The 18,016-nt window shown below is 37.0% G+C and carries 18 protein-coding genes and 1 riboswitch; of the genes, 4 read left to right on the top strand and 14 right to left on the bottom strand.

The features are described 5' to 3' along the window. Positions 1-82 precede the first annotated feature (82 nt). On the bottom strand, positions 83-1,282 hold the full coding sequence (gene metK, locus CCE82_RS00470) for a methionine adenosyltransferase (RefSeq protein ID WP_086427480.1): 1,200 nt from the start codon (positions 1,280-1,282) through the stop codon (positions 83-85). Between the two features lie 105 nt (positions 1,283-1,387). Beyond that, positions 1,388-1,499: riboswitch (SAM riboswitch) on the bottom strand. Positions 1,500-1,747: 248 nt separating this feature from the next. On the opposite strand from metK, the gene pckA reads away from it, so the two are divergent. Then, positions 1,748-3,340 (top strand): phosphoenolpyruvate carboxykinase (ATP), encoded by a 1,593-nt coding sequence (gene pckA, locus CCE82_RS00465; protein WP_086427479.1) that lies wholly within the window; start codon positions 1,748-1,750, stop codon positions 3,338-3,340. Between the two features lie 186 nt (positions 3,341-3,526). Here the strand turns inward: pckA and CCE82_RS00460 are convergent, their stop codons facing one another. Beyond that, positions 3,527-4,303: an alpha/beta hydrolase family protein gene (locus CCE82_RS00460; protein WP_167370947.1), complete on the bottom strand. Its 777-nt coding sequence runs from the start codon at positions 4,301-4,303 to the stop codon at positions 3,527-3,529. Beyond that, positions 4,284-4,754: an RNA deprotection pyrophosphohydrolase gene (ytkD, locus tag CCE82_RS00455; RefSeq protein ID WP_086427478.1), complete on the bottom strand. Its 471-nt coding sequence runs from the start codon at positions 4,752-4,754 to the stop codon at positions 4,284-4,286. The genes CCE82_RS00460 and ytkD overlap by 20 nt, the downstream gene beginning before the upstream one ends. Before the next feature lie 58 nt (positions 4,755-4,812). Here ytkD and yidD point away from each other — a divergent pair, with 58 nt between their 5' ends. Beyond that, positions 4,813-5,064, top strand: a complete 252-nt coding sequence (yidD, locus tag CCE82_RS00450) for a membrane protein insertion efficiency factor YidD (RefSeq protein ID WP_086427477.1) — start codon at positions 4,813-4,815, stop codon at positions 5,062-5,064. On the opposite strand, the gene menC is transcribed toward yidD, so the two are convergent. From menC to CCE82_RS00395, 11 genes are all read right to left on the bottom strand, one after another. Further along, positions 5,040-6,026, bottom strand: a complete 987-nt coding sequence (menC, locus tag CCE82_RS00445) for an o-succinylbenzoate synthase (RefSeq protein ID WP_086427476.1) — start codon at positions 6,024-6,026, stop codon at positions 5,040-5,042. The genes yidD and menC overlap by 25 nt on opposite strands. Before the next feature lie 2 nt (positions 6,027-6,028). Then, on the bottom strand, positions 6,029-7,429 hold the full coding sequence (gene menE, locus CCE82_RS00440; protein WP_086427475.1) for an o-succinylbenzoate--CoA ligase: 1,401 nt from the start codon (positions 7,427-7,429) through the stop codon (positions 6,029-6,031). 175 nt (positions 7,430-7,604) lie between these two features. Further along, positions 7,605-9,239 carry a BglG family transcription antiterminator gene (locus CCE82_RS00435; protein WP_086427474.1) on the bottom strand — a complete coding sequence of 545 codons (1,635 nt, stop codon included), beginning with the start codon at positions 9,237-9,239 and terminating at the stop codon, positions 7,605-7,607. A 64-nt stretch (positions 9,240-9,303) separates the two neighbouring features. After that, the gene (locus tag CCE82_RS00430; protein ID WP_086427473.1) at positions 9,304-9,999 is read right to left on the bottom strand and encodes an L-ribulose-5-phosphate 4-epimerase; all 696 of its coding nucleotides are present in this window, start codon (positions 9,997-9,999) and stop codon (positions 9,304-9,306) included. Next, positions 9,992-10,855 (bottom strand): L-ribulose-5-phosphate 3-epimerase, encoded by an 864-nt coding sequence (locus CCE82_RS00425; RefSeq protein ID WP_086427472.1) that lies wholly within the window; start codon positions 10,853-10,855, stop codon positions 9,992-9,994. The genes CCE82_RS00430 and CCE82_RS00425 overlap by 8 nt, the downstream gene beginning before the upstream one ends. After that, on the bottom strand, positions 10,856-11,494 hold the full coding sequence (locus CCE82_RS00420; RefSeq protein WP_086427471.1) for a 3-keto-L-gulonate-6-phosphate decarboxylase UlaD: 639 nt from the start codon (positions 11,492-11,494) through the stop codon (positions 10,856-10,858). Positions 11,495-11,510: 16 nt separating this feature from the next. Further along, complete coding sequence (locus tag CCE82_RS00415; protein WP_086427470.1) at positions 11,511-11,978, bottom strand: PTS sugar transporter subunit IIA; 468 nt, start codon at positions 11,976-11,978, stop codon at positions 11,511-11,513. Positions 11,979-11,990: 12 nt separating this feature from the next. Then, complete coding sequence (locus tag CCE82_RS00410; RefSeq protein ID WP_086427469.1) at positions 11,991-12,269, bottom strand: PTS sugar transporter subunit IIB; 279 nt, start codon at positions 12,267-12,269, stop codon at positions 11,991-11,993. A gap of 23 nt (positions 12,270-12,292) precedes the next feature. Then, positions 12,293-13,720 (bottom strand): PTS ascorbate transporter subunit IIC, encoded by a 1,428-nt coding sequence (locus CCE82_RS00405; protein ID WP_086427468.1) that lies wholly within the window; start codon positions 13,718-13,720, stop codon positions 12,293-12,295. Between the two features lie 27 nt (positions 13,721-13,747). Continuing rightward, a complete protein-coding gene (gene ulaG, locus CCE82_RS00400) occupies positions 13,748-14,812 on the bottom strand; it encodes an L-ascorbate 6-phosphate lactonase (RefSeq protein ID WP_086427467.1) in 1,065 nt (354 codons plus the stop codon). Positions 14,813-14,955: 143 nt separating this feature from the next. Further along, positions 14,956-15,507: a histidine phosphatase family protein gene (locus CCE82_RS00395; RefSeq protein ID WP_086427466.1), complete on the bottom strand. Its 552-nt coding sequence runs from the start codon at positions 15,505-15,507 to the stop codon at positions 14,956-14,958. Between the two features lie 524 nt (positions 15,508-16,031). On the opposite strand from CCE82_RS00395, the gene CCE82_RS00390 reads away from it, so the two are divergent. Together CCE82_RS00390 and CCE82_RS00385 are read left to right on the top strand one after the other, a co-directional pair. After that, a complete protein-coding gene (locus CCE82_RS00390) occupies positions 16,032-16,964 on the top strand; it encodes a beta-channel forming cytolysin (RefSeq protein WP_086427465.1) in 933 nt (310 codons plus the stop codon). 1 nt (position 16,965) lies between these two features. Then, positions 16,966-17,943, top strand: coding sequence for a leukocidin/hemolysin toxin family protein (locus CCE82_RS00385; RefSeq protein ID WP_086427464.1), 978 nt, complete (start codon positions 16,966-16,968; stop codon positions 17,941-17,943). Positions 17,944-18,016: the final 73 nt, after the last annotated feature.

The raw sequence follows: 18,016 nt of genomic DNA, 5'->3' as shown, positions 1-18,016 counted from the left end.
ATACCTTCCTTTATCACTTTTCTACAGTTATTTCTATTATATTAAATAACTATAAAATTAGCGACAGTTATCATCAAGAAATTTATTTTAATTCATTAACTGTTTCTTGTAAGTCTTGAACTTTGTCTGTACGTTCCCATGGCAATTGCACATCATTACGACCAAAGTGACCATACGCTGCAGTTTGCTTGTAAATTGGTTTTTGTAAATCTAACATTTGAATAATACCCGCTGGACGTAAGTCGAAGTTTTGTCTTACTGCTTCAATTAAGACATTTTCGCTTACTTTACCAGTACCAAATGTGTCAATTGCGATAGATACAGGTTGTGCCACCCCGATTGCATATGCCAACTGAACTTCACATTTATCAGCGAAGTTTGCTGCAACGATATTTTTAGCAACGTAACGTGCAGCATAAGCAGCTGAGCGGTCTACTTTTGTAGGATCCTTACCAGAGAAAGCACCGCCACCGTGACGTGCATAACCGCCGTAAGTATCTACAATAATTTTACGCCCTGTAAGGCCCGCGTCTCCTTGAGGCCCACCAATGACAAAGCGTCCTGTCGGGTTGATGAAAAATTTTGTTTCTTCATCTAATAATTGTGCATCGACAGTTGGATAAATAACATATTCTTTAATATCATTTTGAATTTTTTCAAGTTCAACTTCTTCATGATGCTGTGATGAAATCACAATCGTATCAATACGTTTCGGCTGATCATTGTCATCGTATTCCACAGTAACTTGAACTTTACCATCTGGACGCAAATAATCTAAAGTGCCATTTTTACGTACTTCTGATAAACGTTTCGATAATTTATGTGACAAGTCAATCGGTAAAGGCATTAATGTATCTGTTTCATTTGTCGCAAAACCAAACATTAAACCTTGGTCACCTGCACCTGTATTTAATACTTCATCATTTCCTGCATCACGGTATTCTAATGCACGGTCTACTCCTTGTGCAATATCTGGTGATTGTTCATCAATAGCCGTTAATACAGACATCGTTTTGTAATCATAGCCATACTTCGCACGTGTATAACCAATTTCTTTAACTGTTTCGCGTACTACTTTTGGAATGTCAACATAAGTTGAAGTTGTGATCTCACCAACGATTAAGGCCATACCTGTCGTTACTGTCGTCTCACAAGCAACACGTGCATTCGGATCTCCTTTTAAAATCTCATCTAAAATTGCGTCTGAAATTTGATCGGCAATTTTATCTGGATGACCTTCAGTAACTGATTCTGAAGTGAATAAACGTCTGTTATAAGTCATAATAAACTCCTTTTTGTTATGTATTACGAACATTCTCTATCTGAGCTCAATAAAAAAGAGCCTTTCAACACTATTAAATAGAGTGAAGGCTCTAACGTCCATTCGCTCTTATCGTTCAGACAAGTATTGTGTCTGCAAACGGTTTGGCACCTTTCTTCGTTAAAAGAGGTTGCTGGGTTTCATTGGGTCCATGTCCCTCCACCACTCAGGATAAGAGAATCCGTTAGAATCATATTACAAAACTTTAATAGCGATGTCAATTTCATCAGCACGCACTTTTTGAAAACGAGCGTGATACGGCCTATATCTTTTACATTTATTTTTCTACTTTAGTGTAAAGTTACTTTACTTTCTTTATTTTATCTTAATTTTTTTCTTAATTGAGTAGGGATTATTTATTGAATATGTTATACTCTTGAATTGTAAAGGCTTACATTACCGAAATAACTTTGGAGGGATATTATCATGTCATTCGACAAACAAGCGATTGAAACAGTAGCTAACAAGCCAAGTTCACATTTTCAACTCACAACGACAGAATTGTATAACAAAATTTTAAAAAGAAATGAAGCAGAACTTACAGAATTAGGTGCAATCAACGCAAAAACTGGAGAGTATACGGGGCGTTCTCCAAAAGATAAATTTATTGTTGATAATCCACAAATTAAAGACGATATCGATTGGGGTTCAATTAACCAACCGATCTCAGAAGAAAAATTCTTAAATCTTTACGATAAAGTTGTGAAATACTTAGATGAAAAAGACGAATTGTTCGTATTCAATGGATATGCAGGTAGCGATAAAGAGTCACAACTTAAACTGACTGTCATCAACGAATTTGCATGGCATAATCTATTTGCTCAAAACTTATTTATCAAACCAAGTTCAAAAGAAGAAGCATCAAAAATTAAAGCAGACTTCACAATTATTTCAGCACCACGATTCAAAGCAGATCCTGAAGTCGATGGCACGCGTTCAGAAACTTTTGTCATCATTTCATTCAAACATAAAATTATTTTAATCGGTGGTACAGAATATGCTGGAGAAATGAAAAAATCTGTATTCTCTATCATGAACTATTTATTACCACAGCGCGGTATTATGAGTATGCACTGCTCTGCCAATGTGGGCGATAAAGGAGACGTTGCATTATTCTTCGGTCTTTCTGGTACAGGTAAAACGACACTTTCAGCAGATCCAGACCGAAAATTAATCGGTGATGATGAGCACGGCTGGAATGAAAATGGGGTCTTCAATATCGAAGGCGGTTGCTATGCGAAAGCTATCAATCTCTCTGCAGAAAAAGAACCACAAATTTTTGACGCAATTCGTTACGGTACAGTATTAGAAAACTTAGTCGTTGATGAACATGGTTACATTGATTTTGATGACAACAAATATACTGAAAACACACGTGCAGCCTACCCTATCAACTACATTGATAACATTGTCTTACCTTCCAAAGCATCACATCCAAATACGATTATTTTCTTAACAGCAGATGCTTTCGGTGTACTTCCACCTATTTCCAAATTAGATAAAGACCAAGCAATGTATCATTTCTTAAGCGGATTCACATCTAAATTAGCAGGTACTGAGCGTGGTATTACTGAGCCACAACCATCATTCTCAACATGTTTTGGTGCACCTTTCTTACCATTACGTGCTGAAGTTTATGCTGAATTGTTAGGTGACTTAATCGACAAACATGAGGTTGACGTCTACCTTGTAAACACAGGTTGGACAGGTGGCCAGTATGGCGTTGGTAACCGTATTCAATTAAAATATACGCGCAAAATGGTCAACGATGCGATTAATGGCAAATTAAAAACTGCAACTTTTGAAAAAGACGACATTTTCGGATTGGCTATTCCAACAGAAGTTGAAGATGTGCCAACAACAATTTTACAACCTAAAAACGCTTGGACAGATCAAGCTGCTTACGAAGAACAAGCACAAAACCTTGTCAGTCGCTTTAAAGAGAACTTCAAAAAATTCGGTGATGACGCACAACAATTAGAAGCAGCTGGTGGATTTAAAGGATCATTAGCAGAATAGTATTAAAAAAGTAGTGTTCATTTCTTGTTATTCAAGAGATGACACTACTTTTAATTTATATAGGTTGTGCATTAGGGAACGCCACATATTTCCGTTTTAATACACTGATGAGACAATGAATAACGCTTCAAACCCATTTGTCATATCAAATTATAGCAATATTCACATGACGTTGTATCAATGTGTTTAAAATTTGGATTCTTTTTCGATGTCCAGCATCCATTGTTGAATACGCGCTAGGACATGTTTCATCGCTGGTGGACGAGGCACATGTCCTTCTTTCATTTGATAAAAAGTAGCATACCGTGCACCGACTTTTTTCAGGTGTGCTTCTAAAAAGTAAGCTTGATGAATACCCACTTGTATATCCTTTCCACCATGAATAATAAAAATAGGTGGCGCATGAGCATGAATGTCTTTCAACGCATTACGTGATTCGTATGCTGCGAGATCTTTTTTAGGGTGACCAATCATTCTTCTGAGCATGCCACGTAAATCAACGCGTTCCTCATACATTAAATGTAAATCGGTCACACCGCCCCAAATGATATAACTATCTGCTTCAACTGTTTGGAAAGTTAATAAGCCTTGTATACCACCGCGTGAAAAGCCGATAAGATGCATGGATGCTTCGGGATAACGTGACTTCAACATTTCTGCTGCAACAGTGACATCAGCCAAATCTGCACCAGCAAAATCGTCGTTCCCTTCACTCCCATTGTTGCCACGATAATACGGTGCAAACACTAATGTATTTGGCGTAATAAACTGCAACATTCTCGCAAGCCGTACACGTCCGACTTGACCTTTTCCACCACGTAAATACATGACAATGCGCTTCACAGGTTGTCGTGGTTGGACGTTAAGACCTTTAACATGTAATCCGTGTACGTCATAAGTCCATTCCTCTACTTTATGATTTTCTAAAAAGACTGGCATTGCTTTACTCTTGATAAAAGCCAAGCTCACTCATCCTTTCGACACATCGTAATATAGCAGGATCCTTTAATAAATAACTTTTTTCTTCTTCTTTAATCGTATCAATGGAACGGGTTAAAATCGGTCCCATCGTTTCGTGGTAATGCACATCTGTATCCAACGTATCTACAATGACGACATAAACATCTTTTTTGAAACAATACGTATCTCCCTGCACTTCATACTGTGCAATGTAATAAATTTGTTCAGCTAAGGCGCCTGTTTCTTCATAAAGTTCCCGTTTTAATGCCTCTAGACTTGATTCACCCAGTTCCCGTTTACCACCTGGAAATTCTATGCCGCGTTGTTGGTGTTGTGTTAATACTAATTGTTGCTGAAAAATGGGTAACGCTAGCACATGACCCCCATCTTTTTGATCAGCGTCATTTTTAAATTCTAAAATGACTGTTTGCTGATTTTCATCTGTAAACTTCACGCCCCATACGCCCTTTCTTTCTGTGTTACAATATGATTGATTGAAGGAGGATTCTATTATGAAAACACTGTTTATCTATGCCATCCGTTTTTACCAGCGCTTCATTTCACCATTGACACCGCCTTCGTGTCGTTTTTATCCAACTTGTTCCAATTATACATTAGAAGCTATTCAAGTCCACGGTGCGCTTAAAGGCAGCTGGCTCGGATTGAAACGCATTTTAAAATGTCATCCGTTCCATAAAGGTGGCTTTGATCCTGTACCATTAAAAAAATCATCTCATCATCATAAAGAAGATAATAAAGATTGATTCACTACGGGCGGTTCGAAATATAACTGTCCGTCGTGCAATCGTCCTACATTATCTGTGACATCTTGCTCAAAATAAAATCCTTCCGGTGTGACATCTCCAGCATAATCACTCCATTGACTGAGCCACGCTGTAAAATAACGACTTAAACCACATTCATACATCCCTCCAATAACGACTCGAACGCCTTTATCCTGCAGCACTTTCATCGCTTCTAACACACGATCGATGCCACCTAAACGAAAAGGTTTAAGTACGACAGTTTGAATATGAGCGTTTTGTACTAAAGATTGTATTGCCGCCAGACTTGTCGCATGTTCATCGAGCGCAATAGGTGGGAATGCTGTATAATCCGCTTCGACGTTTAATGATTCAAACGGCTCTTCAATAAATGCAAGATATGGTTTTAATCGCTTTAACGTCACAATATCCGCCATTGTTAACGTCTGATTCGCATCGGTAGAAATTGGAATATCGGGATACATCGTCGCTAACATTTGAACTTGTTCCATAACTTGTGACGTCCATTTAATTTTAATACGACCGACACCATCGACGCGCATCATCCGTTGGGTAAAGTCCCCATTAATTGTCAATGTCATCGGCACATGAAAGGATTCAAGGTTGTGAAACATTTGATATAATGCCATGATTACCGTCGCACGTGCAGCTGGATAAGGGTCTAACGTTGCTACACATTGTTGTGCTGCTTCATAAGACGTCATCTCTACCCCGCGCACCTTTTCAAACCATGATTTTAATACATTGATTACATCGGAAATCGTCTCATCATGATACCAAGCTGTGTCAAACGCATTACACTCTCCAAACCATGTCTGCCCCTTGTCATCTGTCCATTTCACAAATAATGTTTTACGATGCGTCATCTGTACTTTCGGCGTTTGAATCGGATGAATAAAAGCTGGTTCATAAAAATAAAATTGCATGTCTATTAATTGCATCGCTATCCCTCATTTAACATCCGTCGCTGGAGCTTTCCAGTGCTCGTATAAGGTAGAGCCTCAACAAAATAAATGTGCACAGGTAACTTGTATTTGGCTAAACGCGCTTCAAGAAATGACTCAATATCCGTCACCCATTGACGTGCGACGACATACAAGATGGGACGTTGACCCCATGCCGTATCCGCAACAGCCGTACACATCGCATCAGCAATATTAGGGTGAGACTTAGCGACAGACTCAATTTCGTAAGGATAAATATTTTCTCCACCACTAATAATCAAATCTTTACGACGATCATAGATAACGACGTCTCCTTGATCATCCACACTTGCAATATCTCCAGTTTTGAAATAGCCTTCCTCATCGAAAACATTGTCCATATTTTCAGGATATAAATAGCCTTTCATCACGTTGCCCCCTTTAACATAAAGTTCACCGTGACCATTGGCATCGGGTGAGACAACTTTGAGCGCAATTTCTGAACTTGCACGCCCTACAGTATTTGGATTTTGTTGTAACATGGTCGGATCAGCAGTTAAAAATTGCGAACATGTTTCCGTCATACCAAATGAATTATATATCGGTAGGTGACGGTCTAGTGCTTGACGAATAAATTGCCCGTCGAGTTTCGCACCTCCTAACAAAATCTTCTCCAAATGGTAAGGATGGTTAAGTCCTTGTTCCATGAGTCGCATTAATGTAATCGGCACTAAAGAGACGTGTGTAATGCCTTCAGTTTGAAACAGTTCCATCACTGTTGTTGTGTTAAATTTTTCGAGTAAGAAGACGGTAAAACCATACTGTACACTTCTTAATAAGATACTCAATCCGGAAATATGATAAATCGGTAAGACCGCAAGCCATTTCGAATTATGCGAAAAACCGAGACTTTCTTTGCACGATGCCGCACTCATACGATGGTTTTCGAATGTTTGTGGCACCGCTTTTTGAGGGCCAGTCGTACCTGAAGTGAACATAATCGAAGCAATATGTTGCTCATGAAATTCATACATATCGACTGAAAAACCAGGATCTGTAGTCGGCATTTCTAAATCGTCTGACTGTATGACACGTATTGAAGTGTCTAGCGTTTGATGCGCTGTACTCACAATCAAATCAACGCCAATAGAGGCCATTTGTCGATCAATTTCAAACGCTGTCAAACGATTATTAATGAGCGCGATTTCAATATCGTATAACCAAGCCGCATGAATTAAAATAGCTGCTTCTAAAGAATTATTTAAATATAAACCGAGACGTCCACGTTGTAACTGTTGTAACTGTGCCCCTTTTAATGTTGCACGATCCAATAATGTTTTAAATGTGATGGCCTCGTTAAGTGTTTGTATTGCAATTTTGTCTGGATGCTGTTTGGCCTGTTGAACGAGCCAGTGTTCCATATGTGTCCCCCCAAAAACAAAGATTCATTATATCTATTATAGACCTTATCACATAAACTTGCATCGTATAAAAACGCCCATCCCATTCAACATAAAAAAACAACGAAACTTCACTTTTCGGTAAAGTCGTTGTTCACACTTCAAATCAACATCATTTAGTTGTTTCACACAATTACTACATTTCCTTTTGTAATCGCATTTTCGTTTCGTATAACTGCTCAATATATTTAAATTTTTCCTCTTTCGACAACTGTTCATTATCGATAATTTGAAATATTTCAGATTTACGTTGTTGTAATGATAATCGGTATTGTTTCAACTGATAAAGCGTCTCATAATCTTTTAAAGTCAAATATTTATGGATATGTATCGTTTGGCAATTCGGATGATTGTAATACGTAGAAGTAGTAATGCATAAATCAAAATTTTGAGATAATAAAGTTGCCTCACGTTCTGAATAAGGACCGTGAAAATGTCCAATAGGCAACAAGTCGTTCAATTTTGTATACAATATGCGTTGTTCCACTTTTGAAATATTCGTCACAACGATAATATCCATATGATGTTCAGGTGTTTGATGTTCAACATATAACGATTGAATCGCATACGCAAACTCCGATAAATCAGATACACTTAATGGCCGCTTAAACTTTTGTTGAAATTGTTCAGTTTGTGACAGTTGTTCCATAATTTGTGCCGTCAATTTTGACCAATTCATAATTTCCTTGTCAGCCTCTCCCAACACATTACAACGATCGGCATAACCAAAAAATTGCCTGTAATAGACCACCTTCATCAACGTCTGAATCAGCTCGATAAATACCGCCCTATCGTTAAAATGAATATCCGTTTGACGTTCAAATGCATCAATAAACATTTCACTAATACACATCAAATCTTTAAAACTCTCACTGTCATAATAAAAATCATAGTCTTTACTAATACAGAGCAGTTGTATCGCAATAAAATGCACTTCGATCGATATCGTTGGCATATTATCTTTCAACTTTTCGACTAACTGTTGACTAATATAATATTCTAAACGTTTCTCTATCATTTGTCGCTGATGATTTTCCAATGCAATAGGTCGCTCAGAATGAAAGATTAAAGTTAAAAATAAACAGCGACATAAAATGCGTTTATTGGATAGTGATATTTTTTTATGTAACATATGTTCATACTGATCAAATGCGCGATAAAATTCATATTCAAATGACTGATACTGGTGAATCAAACAAGCCTCTTGATTAAATGTGAGCAAACTTTCAAATAAGGCATGAAAATCTTCAATTTCTATCATTTTAATCATTTCATAAATCACATTACGTTCAAAATTAACCACTGTATCCACATAGTACCCTTGTTTTTTATCATTTAAAAGAGGGATTTGATAGCGCGCCAACCATTTTTTCACTTCATTTAGGTCGCTAATGACTGTATTTTTGCTCACATCAAAATAGTCTTCAAACGTTTTCACTCTGAGCACTTTCTGACTTAACAAAATAGCGGATGCTATCAAAATAATTCGCTCTTCCCTCTTAAAAATATAATTTGTCGTGGATGCTTTATGATGAAAATAAGTTTCAATGACTGTTGCTTGTAACGGTTCGATATAAAAGTATCCTTCATCATCTTTTGATATCGGGGACATGCTTGACAACTTTAAAATGTCATTCAATTTGTTGATATAGTAATAAATCATCCGCCGCGACACACCAATGGCCTTCGCAGTTTGACTTACACTTTTAAATTTTTGTCGCTTTTTAAAGTAATCTAAAAAACACAACAATTTTTTATCGAAATCAACCATCAGAAATCACACTTCCTTCAATATCAATCAGACTTTAAATGTGAAAAGGAATGACTTAAGTGCTTTACTGCCCGTAATAAGCAGTTGAACCGTGTTTTCTAAAATAATGCTTGTCTAATAGAAATGCATCTATTTCACCAAGATCTTTCTTTAATGCTTCTGATTTCATTGCCATTTCAGCAACTTCTTCTAATATAATGGTATGTTCTACCGCTTTCTTTAAAGATGAACCAAAAATAAATGGACCATGTTGATTCACAATCACTGCAGGTATCGCTGTCGGATCAATCTGCTTTTCTTGAAATGTTTCGACAATGACTTTACCTGTATTCAACTCATAATCCGTCGCTACTTCTTCTTCAGTCAAACTTCTTGTACAAGGTACAGGCCCATAGAAAGTATCTGCATGTGTTGTGCCGTAAGCAGGAATATCTCGTCCCGCTTGTGCATATGCCACTGCATGTAGCGAATGTGTATGGACAATACTTTGAATGTTCTCCATATGTTGATATAAGTAGACATGTGTAGCCAAATCTGACGACGGTTTTAATTGATTGTCAAAAGGGTTTCCATCTAAATCTGTTATCACCATATCTTCAGGTCGCATTTTTTTATATGGTACACCACTTGGTTTAATACAAATGACGCCTTTTTCACGGTCAATCACACTTACATTTCCCCAAGTCAATTTTACCAAATTATTTTTAGGTAATTGCATATTCGCTTCATAAACATGTTGTTTTAAAATTGCATCATTCATGTTGATATGCACCACTCTCTTTTAATTGTTCCATAATAAAGTTTTTAGCTTTTTGAACTTCGGCTAGCGGGTTAGTAGCATTTTCTGACCACATCTCAATTAAAAATGGACCACGATAATTTAATGCATCTAAATCACGAAATGCATTCACAAAATCGACACATCCTTCTCCAAAAGGCACATTTTTAAACTGGCCTTCGAAAGTATCGGTCACTGCATGTGTATCTTTTAAATGAACCGCCACAATTTCTTGAGCCGCCAATGTCAATTCTTCCTTCACATTGTTTTCAGGCCAAGCTGACAAATTACCGATATCTGGGTACACTTTCAATAAAGGATGTTGAATTTCTTCTTTAATAGCCATATATTTCGTTAAACTCGACATAAAAGGATCATCCATAATTTCGATTGCGAGTATAATTTGCTTTTCTGCAGCAATATTTAATGCTTCGCGAACACCTTCAATAAAGTATTGTCTTGATGCTGCTGTTTTTGTTTCATAATATACATCATAGCCTGCTAACTGAATCACACGAATACCGAGTTGATGTGCTAAATGAACGGCTTTTTTCATGATGCGCATCGCTTCTTCTCTTTTCATTGGATCGGCTGAACCAAATGGAAAACGGCGATGGCCACTTAGACACATACTTTGAATAGCAACCCCTGTGTCGAGTTGTGCATTTACTATTGATTTAATTCTGTCTTGTCCCCAGTCTAGACGTGCCAAACGTTCATCTGTTTCATCAATCGATAACTCATAAAATTGGAAGCCTAAGTCCGCAGCCATTTTTAATTGCGTTTCAACGTCGACTTCGTTGGGTAATGCTTTTTCATAGATACCTAAATAAATCATTTAACCAAACACCCTTTGAATTTCCGCTTTAAAGTCCAATGCCGCTTGATGTGGTGAGGCTGCTTCCCTTAAACTGCGACCCGCGATAAATGCATAAACATCCAAGCCTTTAAACTTTTCAATCGTATCAAGCTCTAAACCACCTGTGACAGACACTTTAAAGCCCATCTCAATCAGTTTACGAATTTTATCTAAGTCTGTATCCGACCAAGTTTCACCTGCTAACAATGCATCTCTACTTTGATGGTAGACGACTTGTTGAATATCATTGTCCAACCATTGTTGCGCTTGCTCAAACGTCCAATCTCCGTAAAGTTCAACTTGTAAATCATCCATCACTTTTCTTGCAGCAACCATTGTCGGTAACGTTGCTGAACAAATAACAGTCATCCAGTTTGCGCCTGCATCTTTACAGTTTTGAGCAACTGTTTTACCTGCATCTGCACATTTCGTATCGGCTAAGATACATTTATCCGGATAAAGCGCACGCATCACTTCAATTGCTGACTTTCCTTCTTGTAAACATAAAATCGTTCCCACTTCCACAACATCAACGACATCACCGAGTTCCTGAATCGTTGTAATCGCATCTGGAATATTTTGATTATCTAAAGCAATTTGTAATAACGGTAATCCCATGGCTAGACCTCCAATTTTATATATACTGACTCATGTCGGCATGATCAATAATGGTTAATACGTCCTCTACCGATGTTGCCGAAGTTAATTTTTCAATGATGTTTTCAATTTCAAAAACCGCGACAATTTGAGGTATCGCAATACTCGTGTGAATTTCTGCAGATGTGGCTGCAAGTACGACAAAGACTTGTGCAGGCTTACCATCAGAAAATGGAATCGGTGTATCAAATGTCACCAATGAGAAGGCATTTCTATTCACGCCATCTTCAGGTCGTGCATGTGGCATAGCCATGCCTTCCATTAATAAGTAATAAGGACCATAATGATGTGTACTTTTAATAATCGCATCAACATATTCTGGCTTCACCGCTTCACTTTCAACTAATGGACGTGTAGCAATACGCACCGCTTCTTCCCATGAGTCTGCATGTTGGTTTAACAAAATCGAATTTTCTGTAATTAAGCTTTCTTTAAACGATAACATCATACATCACCTTTAAATGACAGTTTTTAAATTCTCTTTAATTTCATTATCATCCATTAAATTTTCCAGTCCGAGCAATTTGCTAGAAGTACGCCCTTCTAACTCGTGAATCAAATGTTTACTCGCAAATACAACATCGTAGCTACTTGCTTGGGACTTCGCTTCGCCGACACTACAATAATCGACAACAAAATCACTCACATTTAATTCACGCAAACATTTCTCAATTTTCATCTTAATGACCATCGAACTACCCATACCATTTCCACAAGCTGCTAAAATTTTTAACATCATATTTCCCTCATTTCTTCATCTTATTCAAAACCTGTATCATATGCGGCTTTATCTTTTGCACGACGATATTGTAATTGTGGAATGATTAATAAAATAATGACAATCGCCACATAACCAATCAAACCAAAATGTTGCATCAACGCACCAAAGCCTGGCCAAATCAATTCAAAGTCAATATTGCCGTGCCATCCTCCAAATTTGTACAATTGGAAAATGACGACTGCAATCGCCCCTATGCCTACTTGACATATACCGGATATAAACGAACAAATCATAGCTGCCCTTGTACCACCGACTTTATTGGCAAATACTGCAATCGTCGCATTGTCAAAGAATACAGGAACGAATCCAGTAATAATCAATACTGGCGAATGGAACACGAGTAAACCGAGAATCGTTAAAAATTGTCCAATAGAGCCGAAAATAAAACCAAATAGAATCGCATTTTGAGGTGTGAAGTTGTAAGATGCCGCACAGTCTACAGCTGGTAATGAACCTGGTAAAATCTTGTTCGAAATACCTTGGAAAGACTGCGTTAATTCTGCAACGAACATCCGTACACCCATCATTAAAATAGCAAGGTACACTGCAAACGATAGTGAACTTGAAATCACATATGTCGCAAAAGATAACGTCTCTGGAAACTTTTTAGGATCTAAGTGACGTAAGAAATCTTCACCTAAAATGACTAAAATTGTACCAAAGAAGAGTAACATTAATGTCCCCGTCGCAACGATATTATCATGGAAAATAGACAACCATTTAGGCAGTTTAATATTATCCAGGTTCTTCTCTTTATTGCCGATTTTTGGCGCAATTTTGTCCACTAACCAAATCGCAAACATCTGTTGGTGACCAATCGCAAAACCTGAATGATTCGTCAAACGTTGCGTTGGACCTACAGTTAAGTTTGAACCTACAGCCCAATAAAGCCCTACAATAATACCGACTAAAATTGCACCTACAAAGTTACGATACTCTGGAAATGCTAAGAAAATAATCCAAGTTACTGTTGAAGCTTGTTGGACCATCACGTGCCCAGTAATAAATAACGTTCTAATTTTTGTAAACTTACGTAGCAATACGACAGCGATGTTGAGTAAAAAGCCGACGAGTAGCGCAAGCATCGTGTATGACGTCGTTAAACCAATCGATTTCAATGCACCATCTACCGCATTTAAACCGAAGTAAGGGTCAATCACAGCCGCTTTCAAACCAAAACGTTCCCCTAAACCTGCAAGAATCGGTCGGAAAGTTGCTACTAATCCTCCAGCACCTACCGTTAAAATCATGTAGCCCACTGTTGCCTTAATAAAGCCCGCAAAACATTCATAAAGTTTCTTTTTCAATAATGCGTAACCAATAAATACAATGATGCCTATGAAAAATTCTGGTTTAGATAAAATGTTGTTACTAAACCACGTAAACCCATTCATAAATATTTGCATGTCATTCCCTCCTATTATGCATACTGCCTATAAAAATGATGGGAACGGTAAATCAGTATCTGTAGAGAATACATCATCAAAACCGCGTGGGTAATGATACTCTAAATCATCTTTATCTTTAGGGAATACAAATTTACCACCAACTTGCCAAATGTAAGGCTTAAATTGATATTTCAATACTTTTCGTTTAAACTCCCATAGTAATAACAACTCTTTAGGATCTGCTTGGAAATTCGTCCAAATGTCATGGTGCACTGGAATAACAACGTCTGCTTTTAAACTTTCTGCCATTCGGAGCATATCCACTGAAGTTACCTTATCCGTAATACCTCTTGGATTTTCACCAAAAGCCCCAATGACAACATTGACATCATGCTCATTACCATGTTTTGCAAACGTATTCGAATAATGTGAATCACCCGCGTGATACAGTGAGCCGCCTGATGTTTTGAATAAATAGTTCACAGCGATTTCATCCATATCAACAGGTAACTTTCCTTTTAATGTTACAGATGGATCTGCTGTCACGAGTGCTGTACGGTCAAACGCTTCCAACACTTGAATTTCTACACTTTTTACTTGGACGGAATCACCAGGACGAACGACGATACAACGCTCTTCCGGCACCCCCCATTTTTTCCATGTGTTGACCACTTCTTGAGGACCGATAAACGGCACATCTTCATTTGTGTTTTGCATCACTGCAGCTGCCGTATTGATATCTAAATGGTCGGAATGAATGTGCGTCACAACTAACGCATCCACATTTTTAATTTCAAATGGATCAATGACAAAAGGTTGTGCTCTTAAATTAGGTTGTAAGTTTTGACAACCACTCATTCGTTGCATTTGATGACCTTTTTTCATTTTTCCAACTTTTTGTGTACGCTTACCTGTTCCACACCACATATCGCACAAAATATTCGTGTTCTCGTGAGATTTCAACCAGATCCCTGTACAACCTAACCACCACATTGCAAAAGTATTTTCTTCCACGACCTCATTTTCTATTTCTTCGTTGAGCCAAGTGCCCCATTCCGGAAAAGTATTCAAAATCCACTTTTCCTTTGTTACTTCATTAATATGATTCAAAGTTATGCACTCCTTTCAAATGTGTAAACGCTTACTCGTTCTCAGTTTATGCCTATTGTGATAAAAGAAAAAGTCCAATATATGTACAAAAAACATGTACATCACTGGACTGTTCGCGCATAAAAATATTCAATTAGAAACACTCATCTACTCGAGTAGATTTGCTTTAACTCTTTTGATTCAACGTCATAAGTATAAACATCTGGCATCGTCATCTGCTGAAATTGTTCATAAGTAAAAGCCCCATCCGTCAATGCATGAAAGAGCACAGCAAGTGACGTGCCATGACCACTGATGACAATCGTCTCGCCTTTCACCTGTGACAAAATATCCTGAAATGACGGTAGAATTCGTTGTTGCACTTGTTTCAACGACTCTCCACCATGTAATCGATAATCAAAATTTCTCCATTGTTCGGCAGCATATGTATCAAAATCATCCACCCATTCACCGATGACACGTTCTCTCAAATCGTCTACTACTTGAATATCTATGTTGACAGTACGTGCAAGCGGTACCACCGTTTCAATTGTACGCGCATATGGACTTGAGTATATGGTTTCGATACACTTCCCTTCAAACCAAGCCACAAGACTTTGTGCCTCTTGTCTACCCTTTTCTGATAACGGGGCAGTATCCTTCTTAACCGTATGATCCCTCGTCGCATGTCTCACAAAATAAACCTTTTTTACCATATTGATGCTCCTTTTAAAAAACGCTTGCCACTACACCTTTGTATTTTATCCAATTATTTCGAGTATATCATATGTATTATAACGTATTGTTTGCGAATAGTTATCTAAAATAATATTCGATAATAAGAAAATTAAAATAACTACATTAATAATCCCTATCTCAAAAAAATATGACAATCAAATGTTAAAAATATACAGAGTTAATAAATAGTTAATAGAATCACAAATAATGTATCAGTTTTAAAAAACGAACTTTATAAAAATGGTTAAACTATTTGTTCGTAAAATTTTTCAACTCTTTATTTTCCCTATTCTCATATACTGATCATAGCGCACCTGAGTGACACAACCAAATTTTCGATTAACATAAACGAACGGGTTTTCATAACAAATTGCACAAAATGTGTCTGTAATTTATACATTTTTACTCATCTCTCTTTTAATAAATAGTTAATTTTAAATTGATAAAAAATATATTATTATGAAATTGCATCAAAAGTATATAGAGAAAGAAAGTGGTTCTTATGGTAAAAAACAAATTATTAGCCGCAACACTATCTATAAGCTTAGTTCTTCCATTGATTGCCCCCCATAGTGAAGAAGCTAAAGCCGCAAGCAATATAGAAGAGATCGGCGAAGGTGCACAAGTCATTAAAAGAACAGAAGATGTAAGTAGCAAAAAATGGGGTGCGACTCAAAACATTCAATTCGACTTTGTTAAAGACCCGAAATATAACAAAGATGCATTAATTGTTAAAATGCAAGGGTTTATCAAATCGAGAACAAGCTTCACGGATATAAAAGGAAAAGGATATGAAGCAGTAAAAAGAATGATTTGGCCTTTCCAATATAATATTGCTTTCAAAACAAATGACCCTAACGTTTCTTTAATTAACTATCTTCCTAAAAATAAGATCGAAACAATAGATGTAAGCGAAACGTTAGGTTATACGATTGGTGGTAACTTCCAAAGTGCCCCATCACTTGGCGGTAAAGGCACATTTAACTATGCAAAGAAAATTAGCTATAACCAACAAAATTTCATTAGTGAAGTCGTTCAACAAAATTCAAAAAATATTAACTGGGCAGTTAGAGCAAATGCATTCCAATCAGAAGATGGGCCAATATCTGCATATGAAAATCACTTGTTTGTAAGAAGTCCAATCGGTCCTAAAGCGAGAGACTTCTTTGTATCAGATGAATACTTACCACCTCTAATTAAAAGTGGTTTTAACCCATCATTTATCGCGACTGTATCTCATGAAAAAGATAAAGGCGACACAAGTGAATTCGAAATTTCATATGGTCGTAACCTAGATATCACTTACGCAACGTTCTTCCCACAAACTGGTATATTTGCGGATAGACGTTATAATGCATTAGTGAATAGAAATCTTGTGACTAAATATGAAGTCAACTGGAAAACACACGAAATTAAAGTAAAGGGGCATAATTAACATGAAAATGAATAAATTGTTAAAAGCCGTTACAGCAACATCAGTGGCATTTATGTTATTTTCTAATTCCGTTTATGCTGCCAATCAAATTTCACCTGTATCTAAAGAAAAAGTAGACGATAAAATCACTTTATACAAAACGACTGCAACTTCAGATTCTGATAAATTAAACATTTCTCAACTGTTAACTTTTAATTTTATTGAAGATAACAGCTACGATAAAGATACACTCATCTTAAAAGCTGCGGGTAATATTAACTCAGGCTACCAAGCGCCCAACCCCAACGATTATAAATTTTCAAACTTTTATTGGGGTGCAAAATATACTGTCTTAGTCAAAGCAGGTTCAAAAGGCGTCAATGTTGTAGACTATGCACCTAAAAATCAAAATGAGGACTTTCAAGTTCAAAATACGCTGGGCTACTCTTTTGGTGGAGATATTAGTATCTCAAGAGGTTTATCAGGTGGCATAAATGGAAATGAGTCATTTTCAGAAACAATTAATTATAAACAAGAAAGTTATAGAACAACAATCGATAGACACACTGACAACAAAACAGTTGGTTGGAATGTTGAAGCCCATAAAATCATGAATGGCACTTGGGGACCATATGGCCGAGATAGCTACCATGAAATTTATGGTAATGAACTATTTTTAGGTGGCAGACAAAGTAAATTAAACGCAGGTCAAAACTTCCTACCAACACATCAAATGCCAGTGTTAGCGAGAGGAAATTTTAATCCTGAATTTTTAAGTGTATTGTCACATAAACCGAGTGATGCTCAAAAAACAAAAATCGCAGTCACTTACCAAAGAGACTTAGATAATTACACAAATTACTGGACTGGATTCTACTGGACAGGTGCGAACTATAAAGATCAAAGAGCAGCGACATTTACTTCAATTTATGAGGTAGATTGGAAAGCACATACAGTAAATCTCATTGACACAAAAACTCATGAGAAAAACGCTACATAACATTCATTAGTTTTAACAGTCATCTATACTTTTAGAAATACACCCCAAAAGCGAGACACAGCTTCTCACTTGA

Origin of the sequence: Staphylococcus cornubiensis (assembly GCF_900183575.1) — a bacterium.
Taxonomy (GTDB): domain Bacteria; phylum Bacillota; class Bacilli; order Staphylococcales; family Staphylococcaceae; genus Staphylococcus; species Staphylococcus cornubiensis.
The sequence above is the reverse complement of the archived record's forward strand: the minus strand, read 5'-3'. Positions and strand labels throughout refer to the sequence as shown.